This window comes from Pseudomonas profundi (assembly GCF_008638305.1).
Taxonomy (GTDB): Bacteria; Pseudomonadota; Gammaproteobacteria; order Pseudomonadales; family Pseudomonadaceae; genus Halopseudomonas; species Halopseudomonas profundi.
This window is the reverse complement of sequence record NZ_VTPZ01000001.1, coordinates 581,773-599,524: the sequence shown is the minus strand read 5'-3', so window position 1 is coordinate 599,524 and position 17,752 is coordinate 581,773. Positions and strand designations below refer to the sequence as shown.

Annotated in this window: 17 protein-coding genes; 12 read left to right on the top strand and 5 right to left on the bottom strand. The window is 58.5% G+C overall.

The features are described from left to right. The first annotated feature begins 50 nt into the window (after positions 1-50). The 7 genes from ispF (at position 51) to rpoS (ending at position 6,096) form a co-directional block, all read left to right on the top strand. Positions 51-524 carry a 2-C-methyl-D-erythritol 2,4-cyclodiphosphate synthase gene (ispF, locus tag FZE95_RS02675; RefSeq protein ID WP_150299250.1) on the top strand — a complete coding sequence of 158 codons (474 nt, stop codon included), beginning with the start codon at positions 51-53 and terminating at the stop codon, positions 522-524. Further along, positions 521-1,585: a tRNA pseudouridine(13) synthase TruD gene (gene truD, locus FZE95_RS02670; protein WP_150299249.1), complete on the top strand. Its 1,065-nt coding sequence runs from the start codon at positions 521-523 to the stop codon at positions 1,583-1,585. Before ispF ends, truD begins: the two co-directional genes overlap by 4 nt. After that, positions 1,585-2,334, top strand: a complete 750-nt coding sequence (gene surE / locus FZE95_RS02665; protein WP_150299248.1) for a 5'/3'-nucleotidase SurE — start codon at positions 1,585-1,587, stop codon at positions 2,332-2,334. Before truD ends, surE begins: the two co-directional genes overlap by 1 nt. Before the next feature lie 38 nt (positions 2,335-2,372). Continuing rightward, positions 2,373-3,008: a protein-L-isoaspartate(D-aspartate) O-methyltransferase gene (locus tag FZE95_RS02660; protein ID WP_371923482.1), complete on the top strand. Its 636-nt coding sequence runs from the start codon at positions 2,373-2,375 to the stop codon at positions 3,006-3,008. Between the two features lie 50 nt (positions 3,009-3,058). Then, positions 3,059-3,943, top strand: a complete 885-nt coding sequence (locus tag FZE95_RS02655) for a DUF368 domain-containing protein (RefSeq protein WP_150299356.1) — start codon at positions 3,059-3,061, stop codon at positions 3,941-3,943. A 146-nt stretch (positions 3,944-4,089) separates the two neighbouring features. Then, positions 4,090-4,908 carry a peptidoglycan DD-metalloendopeptidase family protein gene (locus FZE95_RS02650; RefSeq protein ID WP_449619076.1) on the top strand — a complete coding sequence of 273 codons (819 nt, stop codon included), beginning with the start codon at positions 4,090-4,092 and terminating at the stop codon, positions 4,906-4,908. 174 nt (positions 4,909-5,082) lie between these two features. Then, positions 5,083-6,096, top strand: a complete 1,014-nt coding sequence (rpoS, locus tag FZE95_RS02645) for an RNA polymerase sigma factor RpoS (protein WP_150299245.1) — start codon at positions 5,083-5,085, stop codon at positions 6,094-6,096. Between the two features lie 439 nt (positions 6,097-6,535). On the opposite strand, the gene FZE95_RS02640 is transcribed toward rpoS, so the two are convergent. The 4 genes from FZE95_RS02640 to FZE95_RS02625 all read right to left on the bottom strand — a co-directional run bounded on the left by FZE95_RS02640 (position 6,536) and on the right by FZE95_RS02625 (position 11,911). Beyond that, positions 6,536-8,014: an FAD-dependent oxidoreductase gene (locus tag FZE95_RS02640; RefSeq protein ID WP_150299244.1), complete on the bottom strand. Its 1,479-nt coding sequence runs from the start codon at positions 8,012-8,014 to the stop codon at positions 6,536-6,538. Positions 8,015-8,280: 266 nt separating this feature from the next. Further along, a complete protein-coding gene (locus tag FZE95_RS02635) occupies positions 8,281-10,347 on the bottom strand; it encodes a putative bifunctional diguanylate cyclase/phosphodiesterase (protein ID WP_150299243.1) in 2,067 nt (688 codons plus the stop codon). Positions 10,348-10,529: 182 nt separating this feature from the next. After that, positions 10,530-11,111 (bottom strand): superoxide dismutase [Fe], encoded by a 582-nt coding sequence (gene sodB, locus FZE95_RS02630; protein ID WP_150299242.1) that lies wholly within the window; start codon positions 11,109-11,111, stop codon positions 10,530-10,532. Positions 11,112-11,302: 191 nt separating this feature from the next. Next, positions 11,303-11,911 (bottom strand): LysE/ArgO family amino acid transporter, encoded by a 609-nt coding sequence (locus FZE95_RS02625; protein WP_150299241.1) that lies wholly within the window; start codon positions 11,909-11,911, stop codon positions 11,303-11,305. Positions 11,912-12,005: 94 nt separating this feature from the next. Here FZE95_RS02625 and FZE95_RS02620 point away from each other — a divergent pair, with 94 nt between their 5' ends. After that, positions 12,006-12,905 (top strand): LysR family transcriptional regulator ArgP, encoded by a 900-nt coding sequence (locus FZE95_RS02620; protein ID WP_150299240.1) that lies wholly within the window; start codon positions 12,006-12,008, stop codon positions 12,903-12,905. Here FZE95_RS02620 and FZE95_RS02615 read toward each other — a convergent pair. Further along, entirely contained in the window at positions 12,898-13,953 is a 1,056-nt protein-coding gene (locus FZE95_RS02615) for a saccharopine dehydrogenase family protein (RefSeq protein WP_223824933.1), read from the bottom strand. The two genes, FZE95_RS02620 and FZE95_RS02615, sit on opposite strands and share 8 nt — an antisense overlap. Before the next feature lie 235 nt (positions 13,954-14,188). Here FZE95_RS02615 and FZE95_RS02610 point away from each other — a divergent pair, with 235 nt between their 5' ends. The 4 genes from FZE95_RS02610 to FZE95_RS02595 all read left to right on the top strand — a co-directional run bounded on the left by FZE95_RS02610 (position 14,189) and on the right by FZE95_RS02595 (position 17,740). Then, complete coding sequence (locus FZE95_RS02610; protein ID WP_150299239.1) at positions 14,189-15,082, top strand: hypothetical protein; 894 nt, start codon at positions 14,189-14,191, stop codon at positions 15,080-15,082. Next, a complete protein-coding gene (locus FZE95_RS02605) occupies positions 15,082-15,681 on the top strand; it encodes an acyl carrier protein phosphodiesterase (protein WP_150299238.1) in 600 nt (199 codons plus the stop codon). The genes FZE95_RS02610 and FZE95_RS02605 overlap by 1 nt, the downstream gene beginning before the upstream one ends. Positions 15,682-15,792: 111 nt before the next feature. Continuing rightward, positions 15,793-16,566 carry an oxygen-binding di-iron domain-containing protein gene (locus FZE95_RS02600; protein WP_150299237.1) on the top strand — a complete coding sequence of 258 codons (774 nt, stop codon included), beginning with the start codon at positions 15,793-15,795 and terminating at the stop codon, positions 16,564-16,566. A gap of 16 nt (positions 16,567-16,582) precedes the next feature. Next, positions 16,583-17,740 (top strand): phospholipase D-like domain-containing protein, encoded by a 1,158-nt coding sequence (locus tag FZE95_RS02595; protein ID WP_150299236.1) that lies wholly within the window; start codon positions 16,583-16,585, stop codon positions 17,738-17,740. Positions 17,741-17,752 lie beyond the last annotated feature (12 nt).

The following is a 17,752-nucleotide window of genomic DNA, read 5'->3' as shown; positions in this document are numbered from 1 at the left end:
CCCTCAGGCTGTAAGATCAGCACCTCGATTATTCAGCCGAGAGGTCTGGCATGCGCATTGGTCATGGTTACGACGTTCACCGTTTCGTTGAGGGCAACTTCATCACGCTCGGAGGCGTGCGAATCCCTCACTCGCAGGGACTTCTGGCGCATTCCGACGGGGATGTGGTGTTGCATGCGTTGATGGATGCGCTGCTCGGCGCTGCGGCGCTCGGCGATATCGGTCGGCATTTTCCCGATACTGACCCGCAATACAAGGGTGCGGACAGTCGTAAGCTGCTGCGTCATACCCTGGATCTGATCGGTATAAAAGGCTGGAAGGTGGGCAATATCGACGCCACCATCATCGCCCAGGCACCAAAGATGTCGCCGCATATCGAGGCCATGCGTCAAGCGATTGCCTCTGACCTGGCGATCGATCCTGACCAGGTCAATATCAAGGCCACTACAACCGAACGACTCGGTTTTGTCGGGCGCGAGGAAGGTATAGCGGTGCATGCGGTCGCGCTGCTGGTCACCTTGTGAGTGCGTCTGAAGGCGAGCTGCTCGGGCCGCTAACCTGGGGTGGGCCGTTCGGTAGTGCGGTATTGAAAGCCACGCCAGAAGATTTCCGCGTTACCGAAATACTGGACCTGGAGCTGGAAGGGGCCGGCGAGCATCTCTGGTTGTTGATCGAGAAACGCAACCTGAATACCGAGGAGGTCGCACGGCTATTGGCCCGGGCTGCGGGGTTGAAGCTTAAGGACGTAAGCTACGCGGGACTAAAGGACCGCAAGGCCATCACCCGGCAGTGGTTCAGTATGCAGTTGCCGGGGCAGGCCGATCCTGATTTCTCAGCGCTGTGGAATGACGACCTTATCTGTATCGAAAGCCGTCGCCATCGCCGCAAGCTGCAACGCGGAGCACACCGGGCCAATCATTTTGCTATTCGTCTGACAGGGCTACAGGCCGACAGCCGTTTGCTGGATGATTGCCTGCGGAAAATTGCCGAGCGCGGTGTGCCCAATTATTTCGGGCCTCAGCGATTCGGGCGCGATGGCAGTAATCTGTTCGATGCGCGTCGCTGGGCCGAGCGCGGCGGATTACCGCCGGCACGCGGAACGCGCTCGCGCCTGCTATCCACTGCGCGCAGCCTGCTATTCAATCGCGTGCTTGCACGCCGTGTCACTGACGAAACCTGGGATCGTGTTTTGCCGGGCGATTGTCTGGCATTCACCGATAGCCGTAGTCAGTTCCCGGCAAGCAGACTGGAAGATAATGACCCGCGTCTTGCTGCGCTGGATGTGCATCCCACTGGTCCGTTATGGGGTAAGGGTGAGCCAGCGGTTGAAGGCGCGATATTGGATATGGAAAAAGCGGAGGTCGAGGGTGAGCCGCAGTTGGCAACCTGGTTGATTTCTGCCGATCTTGAGCAATCCAGGCGTATTCTGCGTCTCCCTTTGAAGGCGTTGACGTGGCATTATCCGTCACCGGATTGTCTGGAACTTGAATTCACCCTGCCGACCGGCTGTTTCGCGACAGCGGTAATCCGCGAGCTGGTACGACTGGCCGAAGAGCCGGGCGGCGGACTGGAAAGCGAAACCTGATGCGTATTCTGATTGCCAATGACGATGGCGTGCTGGCACCGGGTCTGACAGCCTTGTACGAAGCGTTGAATGATTATGCCGATTGCGTGGTGGTGGCACCCCACGAAGACCGCAGCGGGGCCAGCAGTTCGCTGAGCCTGGACAAACCGTTGCGCCCCTTCACCCTCGATAATGGCTTTGTTGGTCTCAACGGAACGCCTACTGATTGTGTGCATCTGGGGATCAATGCGCTATATCAGGGGACGGTCGATATGGTCGTCGCGGGTATCAATCTGGGGGCCAATCTGGGCGATGATGTCCTCTATTCGGGCACCGTGGCTGCGGCGCTGGAAGGGCGCTTCCTGCCGCATACAGCCATGGCGTTTTCGTTGGTGGGCCGCCAGCCGGATAACCTTCCGGCAGCCGCGACCATCGCCAGGCGCATGGTCGAGGCCCACGACAAGCTGGAGTTGCCGCCGCGAACGGTACTCAGCGTGAACATTCCGAATTTGCCGCTTGAGCAGATCAAAGGCATTCGCCTGACCCGGCTGGGTCATCGTTCGCGGGCCGCTACACCGGTCAGATGGGTCGATCCGCGAGGCAAGGAAGGTTACTGGATATCGGTCGCCGGCGATGCCGAGGATGGTGGCGAGGGCACCGATTTCCACGCAGTCATGCAGGGGTATGTATCGGTTACACCCCTGCGCGTCGATAAAACCCACTACGAGGTGTTTGATCACCTTGGGCAGTGGCTGGAGAATCTTGGTTAATGGCAGCGCGCGAAGACATCTACAAACATGGAATTGGCATGACCTCCCAACGCACCCGGGAACGTCTGCTGGAACGGTTATTCGAGGAAGGGATCCAGAACCTGCAGGTGCTCGAGGCGATACGTCGCACGCCCCGGCACCTGTTCGTTGATGAAGCTCTGTCGCACCGTGCTTATGAAGATACTGCGCTGCCCATTGGGCACAACCAGACATTGTCGCAGCCCTACATAGTCGCGCGCATGACTGAGCTGTTGCTGGGTGGCGGACCGCTGGACAAGGTGCTGGAAGTGGGTACCGGCTCGGGTTACCAGACCGCCATTCTGGCTCAGGTTGTGGAACGGATTTTCAGTGTCGAACGCATCATGCCGCTGCAGGAACGCGCCAAGGCGGTACTGCGCGAAATCAACATCCGGAATGTTGTGTTTCGCCATGCCGACGGCAATTGGGGCTGGCCCCAGTACGGCCCCTATGATGCGATTCTGGTGACCGCAGCACCGGCGGAAGTCCCCACCGAGTTGCTCAGTCAGCTGGCTGACGGAGGCCGCATGGTCATTCCGGTCGGCGAAAAGGAACAGCATCTGACCCTGGTTATCCGTGAAGGGGAACAGTTCATCAGACATCAGGTCGAACCGGTACGTTTTGTACCGCTATTGGCAGGAGCTATCACTTCTTGAAGGCATTACCCCTGGGGCTTGTGCAGTACCTATCGGTTTTTTTCAAGGGCATGGCAATGGGTGCCGCGGATGTGGTGCCAGGCGTTTCCGGCGGAACCATCGCCTTTATTACCGGCATCTACGATCGACTCGTCGGCGCGATTGCTGCGTGCAGTCCGACTAAGCTTGGCTGGCTGCTGAAAGGGCGGGTAAGAGAGACCTGGCAATCGGTGGATGGTGGCTTTCTGGTAACGCTGCTTGCGGGAGTACTCACCAGTATCCTCAGCCTGGCAAAGCTGATCAGCTTTTTGCTTGAAGCCTATCCTGTTCATCTGTGGTCGTTCTTCTTCGGCTTGATACTTATCTCGGTGCTCGTCATCGGTCGCCAGATCCCTCGCTGGAATACTGCCACGTTGTCCGCTGCGCTGGTCGGTGCCGCATTTGCTTACCTGATAACCGTCGCTGTACCACTGCAATTGCCGGTGACCTTGCCCATGGTGTTTATCGCAGCTTCCATTGCGATCTGCGCGATGATACTGCCAGGCATATCCGGAAGTTTCATTCTGTTGCTGCTGGGCCTGTATGCTCCGGTGCTGGATGCGGTGCGGTCGATGGATCTGGTCTTCATCGCCGTGTTCGGATGTGGCTGTCTCGCCGGTTTGCTCAGTTTTTCCAGGCTGTTGCAGTGGCTTCTGAATAACCTGCGTCATGTTACGCTGGCGTTCCTGACCGGGTTGATGGTTGGCTCGCTGAACAAGGTCTGGCCATGGAAGGAAACACTCAGCTGGCGTGAAAACAGCGGCGGCGAGTTGGAGCCTTTACTGCAGAGCAATATCACTCCGGCGCATTATCAGGCGCTGACCGGGGAGCCTTCATACTGGCTGGTAGCGTTGGCGTTAATGCTCCTTGGCATGCTATTAGTGTCGGCACTCGAGTGGTGGGGAGGGCGAACCTGAGCCAGTCGCTTCACCCGTTATTATTTTCACGACTTCTGAGCATGGGGCGAAGTGTGTTCGACAGGCATCTGGTACTAACCAATTTCAAGCGGGCTTTCCTGATACTGGCTGTCAGCCTGCTCACCGCCTGCGCAGGGCCTGCCGGTATGGTGCCTATCGACGATCGTAGTCGCGGCGGTCAGCGTGCCGAGCCAGCGCCGGCGTCCGGGCTGCATACCGTCAGCCGTGGTGAAACTCTCTATCAGATTGCCTTCCGGTACGGCAAGGACTGGAAGTCAGTCGCTGCTGCCAATGGTCTGCGCCAGCCCTTCACTATCTATCCGGGTCAGCGTCTGCGCGTCGGGCCTTCTCAGTCATACGCAGCATCACCCACCAAGCCTCGCACCACCGAAACCATTGGTTTGCGCACCACCGTGCGACCGGCTGGCACCGTAGCCTCCAAGCCAAGCCCGACTCCGCCTGCAACAGCGCCGCGCGCCATTCCTCGCACGGCGCCGCCGGCTGTCACCTCCAGACCCAGTACCCCGGCGGCAAAACCGACCCCCAGCGCCAAGCCCGCTACCCCGGCTCCGGTAGCCAAGGTGCCGGCCAATGTCGATGGCTGGAATTGGCCCTCTGAGGGACCGTTGATCTCACGATTCCAGTCAAACGGGAGTTTGAATAAAGGAATTGATATCGCCGGTGAAATGGGACAGCCTGTCAAAGCAGCCGCTCATGGGGCTGTGGTGTATGCCGGGCGTGGACTGATCGGGTACGGCGACATGATTATCATCAAGCATGATCAGACCTACCTGAGCGCTTATGCCCACAACAGTCGGTTGCTGGTGAAAGAAGGCGATCAGGTCAAGGCCGGGCAGACTATCGCAGAAATGGGCAACAGCGGTACCGACAGGGTCAAGCTGCATTTCGAGATACGACGTCAAGGCAAGCCGGTGGACCCTTTGAGCTATTTGCCCAAGCGTTAGGGAGGTCCGGCTGTAATGTGTTTGTCATGGAGGGTGAGCATTCTGCAAAACAATGGTGCGTGACCGGAACAAGCGGGGGCTTGGCCGGTCAATTACAGTGAGAGATGGGACGGGCGGCCTTGAAGCCATTTTCCATCTATCCGGACGTACTTTGATTGATATGGGGCAGAGAAAATGGCAGTGAATAATAATGAGCCCGTACAAACCCTGACTGACGAACTCGCTCTGCTTGAGCGGGAACCGAAGGACGTGGAGGAGCTCAACATGGACACACCAGCCGAGTTGAACCCGGCAGAACTGAACAGAGCTTCCTCTCCGCGCACGCACCGTCGCGAAAACTCCTTTGAATTCACCAAACAGCTTGATGCCACCCAGCTGTATCTCAACGAGATTGGCTTCTCGCCCCTCCTGACTCCTGAAGAAGAAGTCCATTTTGCGCGCCTGGCGCAGAAAGGCGACGCAGCGGGCCGGAAACGCATGATCGAAAGCAATCTGCGTCTGGTGGTGAAGATTGCCCGTCGCTACGTCAATCGCGGCCTGAGCCTGCTGGATCTGATTGAAGAGGGCAATCTGGGGCTGATACGGGCTGTCGAGAAGTTTGATCCGGAGCGCGGCTTCCGTTTTTCGACCTACGCGACCTGGTGGATCCGCCAGACGATTGAGCGCGCCATCATGAACCAGACGCGGACCATCCGCTTGCCGATTCATGTGGTCAAGGAGCTCAACATCTATCTGCGCGCCGCGCGTGAGCTGACGCAGAAGCTTGATCACGAGCCCTCCCCTGAAGAAATCGCCAATCTGCTCGACAAGCCGGTTGCTGATGTAAAGCGCATGCTCGGGTTGAATGAGCGGGTCGCCTCGGTGGATATGTCACTCGGGCCGGATTCGGACAAAACACTGCTCGATACACTGACCGATGAACAGGCGACCGACCCCTGCGAACTCCTGCAAGGGGACGATCTGAACGCCAGTATCGACCATTGGCTTGGCGAGCTGAGCGAGAAGCAGCGCGAGGTCGTGGCCCGGCGCTTCGGTTTGCGTGGTCACGAGAGCAGCACGCTGGAGGAGGTCGGTCGTGAAATTGGCCTTACCCGCGAGCGGGTGCGCCAGATCCAGGTCGAAGCGCTCAAGCGGCTACGGGATATTCTTGAGCAGCACGGTCTGACCGGCGAATCGCTGTTTCAGTAGCTTCTGTTTGAGAAGTCCAAGCCCCGCCCGGTTGGTTCCGTGCGGGGCTTTTTAGTGTTGGCTCTGGGGTTATTTCCGCGACGGTCTCCGAAGGCCACTCACGGATTTGTGTTTTCTGTATTGGCTGGCCTGGCGGTCAGCGTCGTGCCGAGGGCGACACTCCTACCGGTTGGTGCTGCTGGCCGGGCTTTTGTGGGAGCGGCGATCGGGACGGCGAACTGTCGCCGCGATGGCTTCCGCAGGCCGCTCCGATATTTTGTGATAACTCCGATTTCCCGGGAAGGTCGATCACCAGCTCGACCATAAGCGCTCACCGACAGGCACATTGTCCGAATAAAGCCGCGGTTTATGTAGGGTCGAGTTCCATCTCGACCAACACCGCCGCCGGCCAGTAAATCTATCAAGTCCGCCACCGGTGTTGTTCTGTGGTAGCCCGGCGTCAGACCGATTTGGGCGCCAACTTCTGCATGGCGGGGCCATGAATTACTTCGCCATTCTTGCCGAAAACCGAGCCGTGACAAGGACAATCCCAGGTTCGGTCAGCGTTATTCCAGGTCACTGTACAGCCCATGTGGGTGCAGGTAGCAGACAGGCCATGCAGGGTGCCGCTGTCGTCACGCCACACAGCAATTTTTTCCTCGCCCCGGGTAATCACGCCGCCTTGGCCAGGCCCAATCGAGTCGAGCTCCTCGACCTGTGACTGGCTATCCGTGCTCTGGTTGTAGTCATCGGGCTTGGGACGGGCCGGGTCGAAGAGCGTGCCCCAGGGCCAGCTACCGGTGGTGATCTGCCGGGCAATACCTAATCCTGCGGCGGTGCCATTGCTGATACCCCAGGCGTTGAAACCGGTTGCGATATACAAGCCGGGGGCTTTCTCCGGGTCTGCTTCGCCGACATAGGCCAGGCGATCCGGGGTGTCGTAGTCTTCATTGCACCAGCGCCATACCGCCTCACCCACGGGCAGCTGATTACGAGCCCAGTCTTCAAGCTCGGAAAAGCGCTGCGCCACGTCGCTATCCTGCCCAGTGTTGAAACGCGGTCCGAGCACCACGACAAGCGGCCCTTCGGCGTCCTGGCCCATGCGAATCGAATGAGTAGGTTCTTCAGTGGCAATGAACATACCCTCAATCGGGGAGGTACCGTCTTTTGGTCGAAAAGCCATGGCGACGTGGCAGCGGGGCTGGGTCGGTGACACCAGATCGACAGGCGTCTCCACGGGCATGTGGGTGGCGATAATCACCTGATCCGCAGTCACTGAACAGCCCTCGAAGCCGATCTGCCAGCGCCCGTCGTGATCGAAACTGGTGGCGCGGGTATGTTCGTGAATACGTCCGCCGCGCTCCTGTACCGCAGCAGCCAGGCCAATGAGATAACGGGCCGGATTGAACTGCGCCTGCCCAGGAAACTCCAGCGCTGCGCTGGTCGCGAAGGGCAGGGGTGCTTCATCTATCACCCGTGCATCAAAGCCCAGGCTGCGCGCGGCATCGGCCTCTCGTTCAATGGCGGGCCGGCCTGCCTCGTCGCAGCTGTAGGCGTAGGCTGAACGTGTTTCGTAATCGCAATCGATACCCAGATCGGTGATCCAGGTTCCGATGCGCTCCATCGCCTCGCGATTGGCATCTGCATAGGCCTGAGCCAGATCCTCGCCAAAAGTGTCGATCAGGTGGCGGTAGATCAGGGCGTGCTGCGCAGTGATCTTGGCCGTGGAGCGTCCGGTCACCTGATGGCCAACTTGCCGCGCCTCCATTACCACGACGGACTTTCCCGCTTCGCACAGCGTCATTGCTGCGGTCAGGCCAACAATGCCGGCGCCGACAATCACTACATCACAATCGGTGCTAGCGGTAAGTTGTGGGAAGTCCCCGGTAGGGGCATCAGCGATCCAGCAGCAACCGGCTGCTCCAGAGAGCTTGGCCATGGACGTCTCCTCAGATGTGTCATGCGTTCTGTTTGTGGTTCTAGTTGTAGAGTGGGCTTTTCCGGGTGGGTTCCAGCCGCATCAGAAGGCAAGACGGTCGGCAGCGGTCGTTAAACGATGAGCCAAATCGATGGGTCTGTCCGTTCGTCTCACTCGTCGGATTAGCCAAAGCCGCTGGGAGTTAATGCCCGCGTTGCCTGTTACAACCAGGAAGACGCCGGAGAGCCGGCATCGACGGTCGCCGGTTGGCGATGCGCGCGCCGCGCTCAGCTATGCAAGCCCGCTGGGGAAGTCAGTGGCCTGGTATTGTAGCGGTGTAGCCAATCCGCCACGGCACAGGCCGGTAGTGGACGGCTGTAAAAGTATCCCTGGCCCTCATTGCAGCCCTGGTTGACCACATATATCTGTTGTTCCAGCGTTTCGACGCCTTCGGCAATGACTTGCATATTAAGGCTGCGACCCAGCTGAATGATGGCGCGGACGATAGTGGCGTCGTCTTCGTTAAGCAATACGTCCTGCACGAAGCTTTTGTCGATCTTGATCTTGTCCAGCGGCAGCCCGCGTAGATAGCTGAGTGATGAATACCCGGTGCCGAAGTCATCGATAGCGATCAGCACGCCGGCTTTCTTCAGATTATTCAGATGGCCTGCCGCAGCGGCAATATCGTCCATCAGGCCCGTTTCAGTAACTTCCAGTTCCAGACTCAGCGGCGGCAGCTCATAGCGTTGCATCAGATCGGCAACCTTGCCGGCCAGCTCGCTATGATGCAGTTGAACGGTCGAAAGGTTTACCGCCATTCGCAGCTCAGTGAAGCCTGCAAGATGCCATTCGTGCAGCTGCTGGCAGGCCTGCTCGAGCACCCATTCGCCAATAGCGTTGATCGAACCGTTTTGCTCAGCCAGAGGTATGAACAGGTCTGGCGGCACAAGGCCCCGATCGGGATGCTGCCAGCGCAGCAAGGCCTCAACACCCACCGCTCGACGGTGGTCGAAACTGACCTGGGGTTGATAGACAAGATGAAATTCCTGCCGTTCAAGCGCGCCGCGCAGATCCTTCTCCAGCTCACGGCGCACGCGCATTTCGGCGTCGAGGCTGGCGATATAGAACTGGTAACGGCTACGTGAGCGGGCCTTGGCGAGCATCATGGTCTGCTCGGCCTTTTGCAATATCGTCTCGGCATCGGCACCGTCATCCGGGAAGAGGGAAATGCCGATCGTTGCCCGGAGGCGGACAGTATGGATACCGAGCACGAAGGGTCGGCTGAGATCGTCGAGGATAGTTTGCGCCAGCTCGGCTGCTTCATAGGGTTCGCTGATACCGGTCTGCACCATTGCAAACTGGTCACCGCCGAGTCTGGCCAGGCTACCCAGCCGGCTACTGTTGGCACGAAGCCGGTCGGCTACCGTCACCAGAAGCGTATCCCCGGATTGATAGGTAAATTGCTCGTTGATTTCCTTGAAGTCATCCAGCCCGCAGCACAGGACCGCAACACCTTTTTGCAGGCGTCCGGCATCGGCCAGCATTCTGGTGAGCTGATCCTGCAGCATGCTGCGGTTGGGCAGGCCGGTCAGGTTGTCGTGATTGGCCATGTGTAGCAGGTTGGCTTCTGCTTCCTGCCGTTGGTTGCTGTTGCGCTCTATGGACTCAAGCAATTGATTGGCTTTGTTTATCCAGAGTCCAAGTTCATTCTTTTCATGGCCGGGGAGCACAGGGATCAGCATCCGCCCGGGCTGATCGGGATTGATATGGGAAATATTGCGGAGAATGCGTGACAGGGGGCGGGTCAGCAAAATGTGATACAGCAGATACAGGACTAACGCCATGGTCAGCGCGCGCAGTATTCCCGAGATAAAGACAATCAGCGAACGTTGCAGGAAGTCCTGTCCATACGGGGCGGTGTCCAGGGTCAACCGCAGTTCGCCGTAATATTCCTGCGCAGGCTGGCGTCCCCGGAGTTCGATCGCATATTGCCGGTCGGCGCCCAGCAGCCGGTCTGTAAGTCCCCGGTAGGGCAGGTCGGCGAGGGGTTCTTCGCGAGTGGCCAGAAAATCTTCTCTGGGATCGCCAATCGATACAAAGCGCACGGCCTTATGCTCGAAGAGACCTTCGACGACCTGGGACGCCATAGCACGATCGAAGCTGTACACCGCCTGCGTCGCGGGGTCACGCGACATGGCGAGAATCTGTTCAGCGGTATGGTCGATGAAGCGGCGTTCGAGTCGCAGGTCATGAACAATCTGAGCGCCGCTCAGAAGGATCCCTACGATAAGCGCCCACAACAGGACTTGCTGAAATAGCTTGACGGAGAGGCTGTTTCGTCGCTCCAGTTTCACTGTTTTCATCCATGATTGACTACGGGCGAAGCGTATCAGCCTGAGACAGTCGCGACTGGCTGGGCTGGTCAGGACACAAGTATTGGCAATCGAATGGCTGGTGTCAAAGTAAAGTCATATTACGATGTCATAAAACCGACGAACCCCGCCAGAAGCGGGGTTCGTTCAGTGCTAAACCGAAATCAGCCAGCGAAGTTCTTCGCGACAAAATCCCAGTTCACGATGTTCCAGAACGCTTCGACAAATTTCGGACGGGCGTTACGGTAATCGATGTAGTAGGCGTGTTCCCAGACGTCGCATGTCAGCAACGGCGTAGCGCCTTCTGTCATGGGGTTGTTGGCGTTACTGGTGCTTACGATCGCCAGCGAACCATCGGCTTTCTTCACCAGCCAGCCCCAGCCGGAACCGAAAGTGGTGACCGATGCCTTGCTGAATTCTTCCTTGAACTTGTCGAAGGAACCGAACGCCTTGTTGATGGCTTCGGCCAGTTCGCCGGTAGGCTCGCCGCCGCCGTTCGGGCTCAAGCAGTTCCAGAAGAAGGTGTGGTTCCAGACCTGGGCAGCGTTGTTGAAGATGCCGCCGCTGGACGTCTTGATGATGGTTTCCAGGTCCTTGCCTTCAAACTCTGTGCCCGGAACCAGGTTGTTCAGGTTGGTTACGTAGGTGTTGTGGTGCTTGTCGTGGTGAAATTCCAGGGTCTCGGCCGACATGTGCGGCTCGAGAGCGTTCTTTTCGTAGGGTAGCGGTGGTAATTCAAAAGCCATGGTTTCTCTCCATCTTCAGGTTCAGGTTCGGAACGGAATCTTTCGATACAGCAGGCTGCTGGACAGGTCTGCAGTCTGCTTCGAGCACCTCTTTTTAAACTGGGCGCTGCCCGTCATGTCAATCGGCAAGGCAAGATCATAGCAGTTGGGGCCTGGCCTATCTACGTAACAAGCGTGTGGTTATAGCACGCCTATGGCGCTGAGCTGGCAAGTGACCAGGCGACGGCCAACATCATGGCGGCCACGCCTGCGTCGATAAAGCGCCAGGTCGCTGGGCGGGATAGTACCGGTGCCAACCGTGCCGCACCGAGAGCCAGGCCACTGAACCACAGCACAGAGGCACTGACCGCGCCCAGTACAAACAGTTCGGGTATGCGTTGCTGAGCACCAATAGAGCCGATCAACACCAGCGTATCGATATAGACATGCGGATTGAGCAAAGTTACCGCCAACGTTGCCACCACGACGGCGCGGCGCGAGCGCGGTGCCCGCTCGGCCGCATCCAGCGTCTGCACGCTGCAGGCACGTTTGAGGGCGAGCAGCGCATAACAGACCAGGAACAGAACCCCGCCCCAGCGGGTGAGCTCCAGCAGTAGAACGTGGCGATCCAGCAGCGAGGCGAGGCCGAAGGTTCCTGCCGTGATCAGTAGCGCATCACACAGCATGCATACCAGTGCAGCGCCGAGATGGTGCTCGCGGCGCAGCGCCTGGCCCAGTACGAACGCGTTTTGCGCGCCAATCGCCATGATCAGGCCTGCGGCAGTGAAGAGCCCATTGATGAAATTGCTCAGATAAAACATCGGATATCAGTCTGCACGGATGTGAAGCTGACAGCGTGCGTAATCGCAGGGTATAAGTGAAACAGATATTCCTCATAGCCCATAAGGAAAACTGATGCTCGACTACAAGCTGCTCATCGCGCTGGCCGCGGTTGTCGAATGCGGGGGCTTTGAACGTGCAGCGCACGCACTCGGGCTATCGCAGTCGGCGGTGTCACAGCGGATCAAATTGCTGGAAGCGCGGGCTGGCGCGCCGGTGTTGCAGCGGGCGACGCCGCCCCGACCGACGTCAGCGGGCCAGCGCCTGCTCAACCATGTGCAGCAGGTACGCTTGCTTGAACGGGATCTGCAGGAGGATCTTCCTATCGCCGGATCAGACGATTCGCCCGCGCGGTTACGCATTGCGCTGAACGCCGATAGTCTGGCCACATGGTGGTCAGCGGCGGTTGCCGAACTGTGCGCAAGCGAAAGGTTACTGCTCGATCTGTTAGTCGACGATCAGGATGTTGGATTGCGGCGCATGCGTGCCGGTGAGGTGGCAGGTTGCCTGTGCGCATCGGCTGAACCCGTAGCAGGGGCTCGCTCGGTATTGTTGGGGCATATGCGCTATCTGGCGGTAGCCTGTCCTGGCTTTATCAGCCGGCATTTTCCTCGGGGGCTGGATGCTGAATCAGTAGCGACAGCGCCGGCGATTGTGTTCGGTCAGGATGACCAGTTGCAGCACCGGTTTGTCAGCGAGCAAGGGTTGGCGGGCGAGTTTCCTTATCACCTATGCCCCTCTTCGGAGGGCTTTGTAAGAATGCTCGTTTCGGGCCTTGGCTGGGGCATGGTGCCCGCACTGCAGATCAGCCAGGAGCTGGACGATGGTGTGTTGCGGGAGCTGGCGCCAGGAGAGGCAGTAGATGTGCCCTTGTACTGGCATCATTGGCGCCACGGTGGGCGCCTGCTGGAATCACTGACCAACCAGCTGGTGCGCGAGGCCCCCCGCTGGCTGGCGGCAGTTGACCCTAGCTGATTTCGATCGTGCCAGAGCCCGGCAGCTGTTCTACACAGCGCTCGCCCAGCAGCCGCGCAGGCGTGTAGTAGCCGGGGATAATGTCTTTGCCAGCGAGCATATGACGCACTGCGAGCAATGTTCCATATACTGTCACCTCATAGCCGTTGGCAGTCCGGACGCGCGCCACCACCTTTTTCCCCGCAGGGTTTTGCGCCTCGCCCCAGACGTATGTCGGCGCATCACGGCGCTGGTCAGAGTCCGGCCCACTTATTCGCCTGCCGGCCAGATACTTGAGCAAGGCTTGTACCGGAGGCAGCGCCAGCAGCGGCCGTAGCCAGTCGAGCCGGCGAAGACGCAGGGCGGCACTAGGAGCCATGGGGACGAAGATTTCAATGTTATCGATGCCAGTGGTGAACCAGGCCGTTGCCACGTCGCCCCAGGGAATGGTTACCGCATACTTGGTGCCGTTACCGAAATCTATTTCCCGGCTCTGGTAAACCAGCGGGACCGTTCGTATCTCATCATCAATCCGTACCTTGCCGCCATGCTTGAGCCCTTCGACTGACGTTTTGGCGGTGCCGGGGGAGAATCCGCTGCGTGAGTCAAACCCCAATGCCAGGCGATCGGCATCAGGCAGCGCTTCCTTGAGGCAGGCAGCAAGGCAATCGGTGGGAATCACATCAAACCCGACACCAGGGCACAATACGATGCCGGCAGCCTGGGCTTCGGCATTGCGTGCATGCGCCGCGACGAAAACATCGATCTCGCCAGTGATGTCCAGGTAGTGTGTCTGGCTGGCCAGACAGGCCTCGATCATGGGGCGACTGGTTGCAGAAAACGGGCCTGCGCAGTGGGCGACTACGGCTATATCTCTGAGCGCTTCCTGAGCAGCTGCACTATCGTCCAGTCTGAATATGCGATGCTTGAGCCCCAGCTCAGTGGCAAGCGTTTCAATCTCTCGGCGTTTGCGTCCGGCGAGTATCGGTTGCAGGCCCTGTTGTACAGCCTCCCTGGCTAGCAGGCGTCCGGCATAGCCATTGGCACCATAAATCATCCACTGATGCATCGCTGACCCTCTTGAAGTATTTGCGTCAGAGTACTGCCTGGCCGGCCGGGCCACCAGCGCCAGGACGAGATCGCAAAGAAGTCAGACCCTGGGGCGCCTTGTCCCGCACCAGACGGACTTCCGTCGCGGCCTTGATGAAACGGCAACAGACCCTAGTCATGCACTGGCGGAGCACGCACAATACGCAGGATCTATTGCATGGGCATGACGATGCGCTTCGGTTACGAGGATCGAGATGAGAAAACAAGATATGCCTGATGATTTCACGGACGATCAGTCCGATGAGCTATCAGGTATTCGCGCGACCGAGGATGAGCGTGCATACATTTCCCCATCCCGGCATGACGATATGCCCGAGGCAGGCGTACGGGCGCCGGTACGCCCTGAGCCAGCCCAGCGTGGGACCGGTGGGCTATGGGCTCTGTGCGCCGCGTTGGCGTTGTCGCTTATCGGTTTCGGATACTGGAGCCATCAGCAACAGACGCGTTTGCAGCAACAACTGGTGGCCACGCAGAACAGCTTTGCGCGTATCAGCGAAGATGCAGCCGGACAGATCGAGGACATTACCGGCAAGGTCACCGCGACCGAGTCCAGCCTGAGTGAGCTGGACGCGCTGGATCGACGAATCGATCAATTATCCGAAGTGGTGGGAAGCCAGGGCCAATTGCTGGAGCAGGTAGAGCAGGGCGGGACCACGCTCAAGGAGCACGGCTCAAAGCAGCAGCAACGCCTTGACGAGGTAATCAATCAGACCGCAGCCTTGACTGGCCGTCTGGATGCCTACGATGAGAATGCCAGCGCGCTGGCCGGTCAGTTGAGCTTGCTCAATGCTCAGGTCATGGCACTGAGCGAAGGATTGGAACAGCTCGCTCCGCTTGAAGCGCAACTTGATCAGCAGGCGCAGCAGCTTGCCACGCAGCAACGGACGCTGGCCACATTGAACGAGCAGGTATCGACGCTGGATGTGGATGCTGAAATCGCGGCATTGCGCAGGCAGCTGGAAGAGCGCATGTCGTTGGTGGCCGAAGAGATCCAGTCGATCGATAGCTTCCGATTGCAGACCAATCGCGCGCTGACCCGTCTGCAGACTCAGCTGCGAGCGATGAACGAGAGTGCCGGACAGCCCTGATGAATTTTCTGGCGCACCTGTTCCTCGGCCCGCAACAGCCACAGCTGGCGCTGGGCAGTCTGCTTGGCGACTTCGTCAAAGGCCCACTGGTTTCGATGCAGCTGCCTGAACAGGTAAAACAGGGCGTCTGGTTGCATCGGCGTATCGATAGTTTCACCGATGCGCACCCGATGGTGATCCGGAGCAAACAACGTGTCAGCGCAACGCGGCGGCGCTTTGCCGGGATCATGGTCGACATGTTCTATGATCATCTGCTCGCTGCGCACTGGCATCGCTACAGCGATCGCTCCATAGAACATTTCACCCAGGACATGTATGCCGTGCGGCTCGCTCAGCGCGCGGCGATTCCTCAGTCGGCCTGGCCAATCATCCAGCGCATGGCGCAGCAGGATTGGCTGACCAGCTATGCCGAGCTGGCCAGCCTGCATCAGGCGGTGAACAACATCTCCCGGCGATTCACCCGAGCAACAACCTTGCCCGGCGGCGTAGCCGAGCTGGAAGCCGAATACAGCGCTTTCGAGGAAGATTTCCTCTCGTTCATGCCAGAAGTCATCGAATTTGCCCGCGCGAAGGCGACATTTCTTGGTAGCTCCCGTTGATTCAGATCAGCACGCTCTTTCCCGCTTTGCTCTATAACGAATGCCGCCGCCACGGTGACAACTGAGGATTCTCCGTGTGCAGCGCGTATTCAACTGGAGAAAGGGAATGCTATGGCCAGAGTGTTGTTCGACAATGGACCCCATAAGGTTTTGTGCTTCGATCAATTGGTGACAGGGGATGGCCTGCAGTCCAACCAGTTTCTGATTATTGATCACGACCAGCATGCGCTGCTCGACCCCGGTGGCGATCTGACCTATATGCCGCTGGCCCTGGCCGTGAGCGAGCACATCGCCATTGCCGATCTGACCTATGTCTTCGCCTCCCATCAGGACCCAGACATCATCGCCTCGTTGGACAAGTGGTTCCTGCATACCGGTTGCAAGGTTGTCTGCTCAAAACTGTGGGCGCGTTTTCTGCCACATCTCTCTGCTGCCTATCTGAGCAAGAGCCAGGGAATGAGCACTACCGAACGGATGATTGCGGTGCCTGATCGGGGGCAGACCATCCCGCTCGGCAAAACCGGGATCAAGGCATTGCCGGCGCACTTCCTGCACTCGGTGGGCAACCTGCAGTTCTTTGATCCGGTCAGCAGGATACTCTTCTCTGGCGACATGGGCGCTTCTATGCTGGATGACGCCGAGCCGGTGAGCGACTTCCTCGCGCATGTGTCGAGTATGGAAGGCTTCCATCGACGTTATATGGCTGGCAACAAGGCGTGCCGTTTGTGGGCCAACATGATCCGCTCGCTACAGCCTGAAATGATCGTTCCGCAGCACGGCCGACCCTTTGTCGGACCTGCTATGATCAAGGCGTTTCTCGATTGGATCAGCCAGCTGCAATGCGGTCTGGATCTGCTCGATCAGGAGGACTATCGCATTCCGTAACGGCCAAGGGAGCACCATGCCCGCACCGATTTACCCCTGGAGGCAAAATAACCAGTTCGAGTTGCTGATAGATGGCGAGGTGTTTTTTCCACGCATCATTGAAGCTATGCAGCTCGCTCGCCACGCCATTGATATCGAGCTGTATCTGGTCAGTTCCGGTGAAAGTAGCAGCCGCGTTACCGAGACTCTGATCGATGCAGTAGCGCGGGGCGTTAAAGTGCGTTGTCTGCTCGATGGCCTGGGCAGCCATGGCATGCATGACGAGGACCGTGAACGGTTGTTGGCCGGTGGTGTTGCGCTGCGCTTCTATAACCCGATCAGTCTGTTCGGCGGCAAGGGCAACTTTCACCGCGATCATCGCAAGCTGCTGATTATCGATGAGCAGCAGCTATTCATCGGGGGCACGGGATTTACCGATGAATTCTGTCAGCCTGGCGAAAAGGGCTACTCCCAATGGCATGAGCAGATGTTGATAGTGCGAGGCCCGGTGGTTGCCGATTGCCTCGATCTGTTCGAGCGTCAATGGACCGCGTCAGCCAAGCGGTTAAGACTGTTGCCGCCACGCCGTCAGCGGGTATCGGTGCCCCCAGCGCCAGCATCGGGTGATGGCTATGCCAGACTGTCCTACACCGATTCGCAGGAACATCGCGAGACGGTTCAGGCGTTATTCGCGACCATTTCCCGTTCGCGCAGGCTTGTCTGGCTGGCAACGCCTTATTTTCTTCCGAGTTGGCGAGTCCGTCGGGCGCTGATGCGAGCAGCGCGGCGGGGAGTTGACGTACGCTTGTTATTGGGTGGTGGTATGCACGACCATCCTGCGATCCGTTATGCAGGGCAGCGGTTTTACCAGAAGCTACTCAAATCCGGCATTCGCATCTACGAATATCAACCGCGTTTTCTGCATCTTAAAACCGTGCTGGTGGATGACTGGGCCAGCCTCGGCTCATGTAATTTTGATCACTGGACGCTGCACTGGAATCTGGAGGCTAACCTGAATCTGGTCGATTCAGGGCTGAACCGCGCGATCACTCAAAGCTTCGAGACGGATTTTGCCATGAGCCGGGAATGGACGCGGGAGCAATGGCGCGATTTGCCGCGGTTGCACAGGATGAAGATCTTTCTCTGGGGATCGATCAACCGCGCGATCATGCTCTGGTTCAGCATCAAAGGTTGAGCAAGGCAGCCC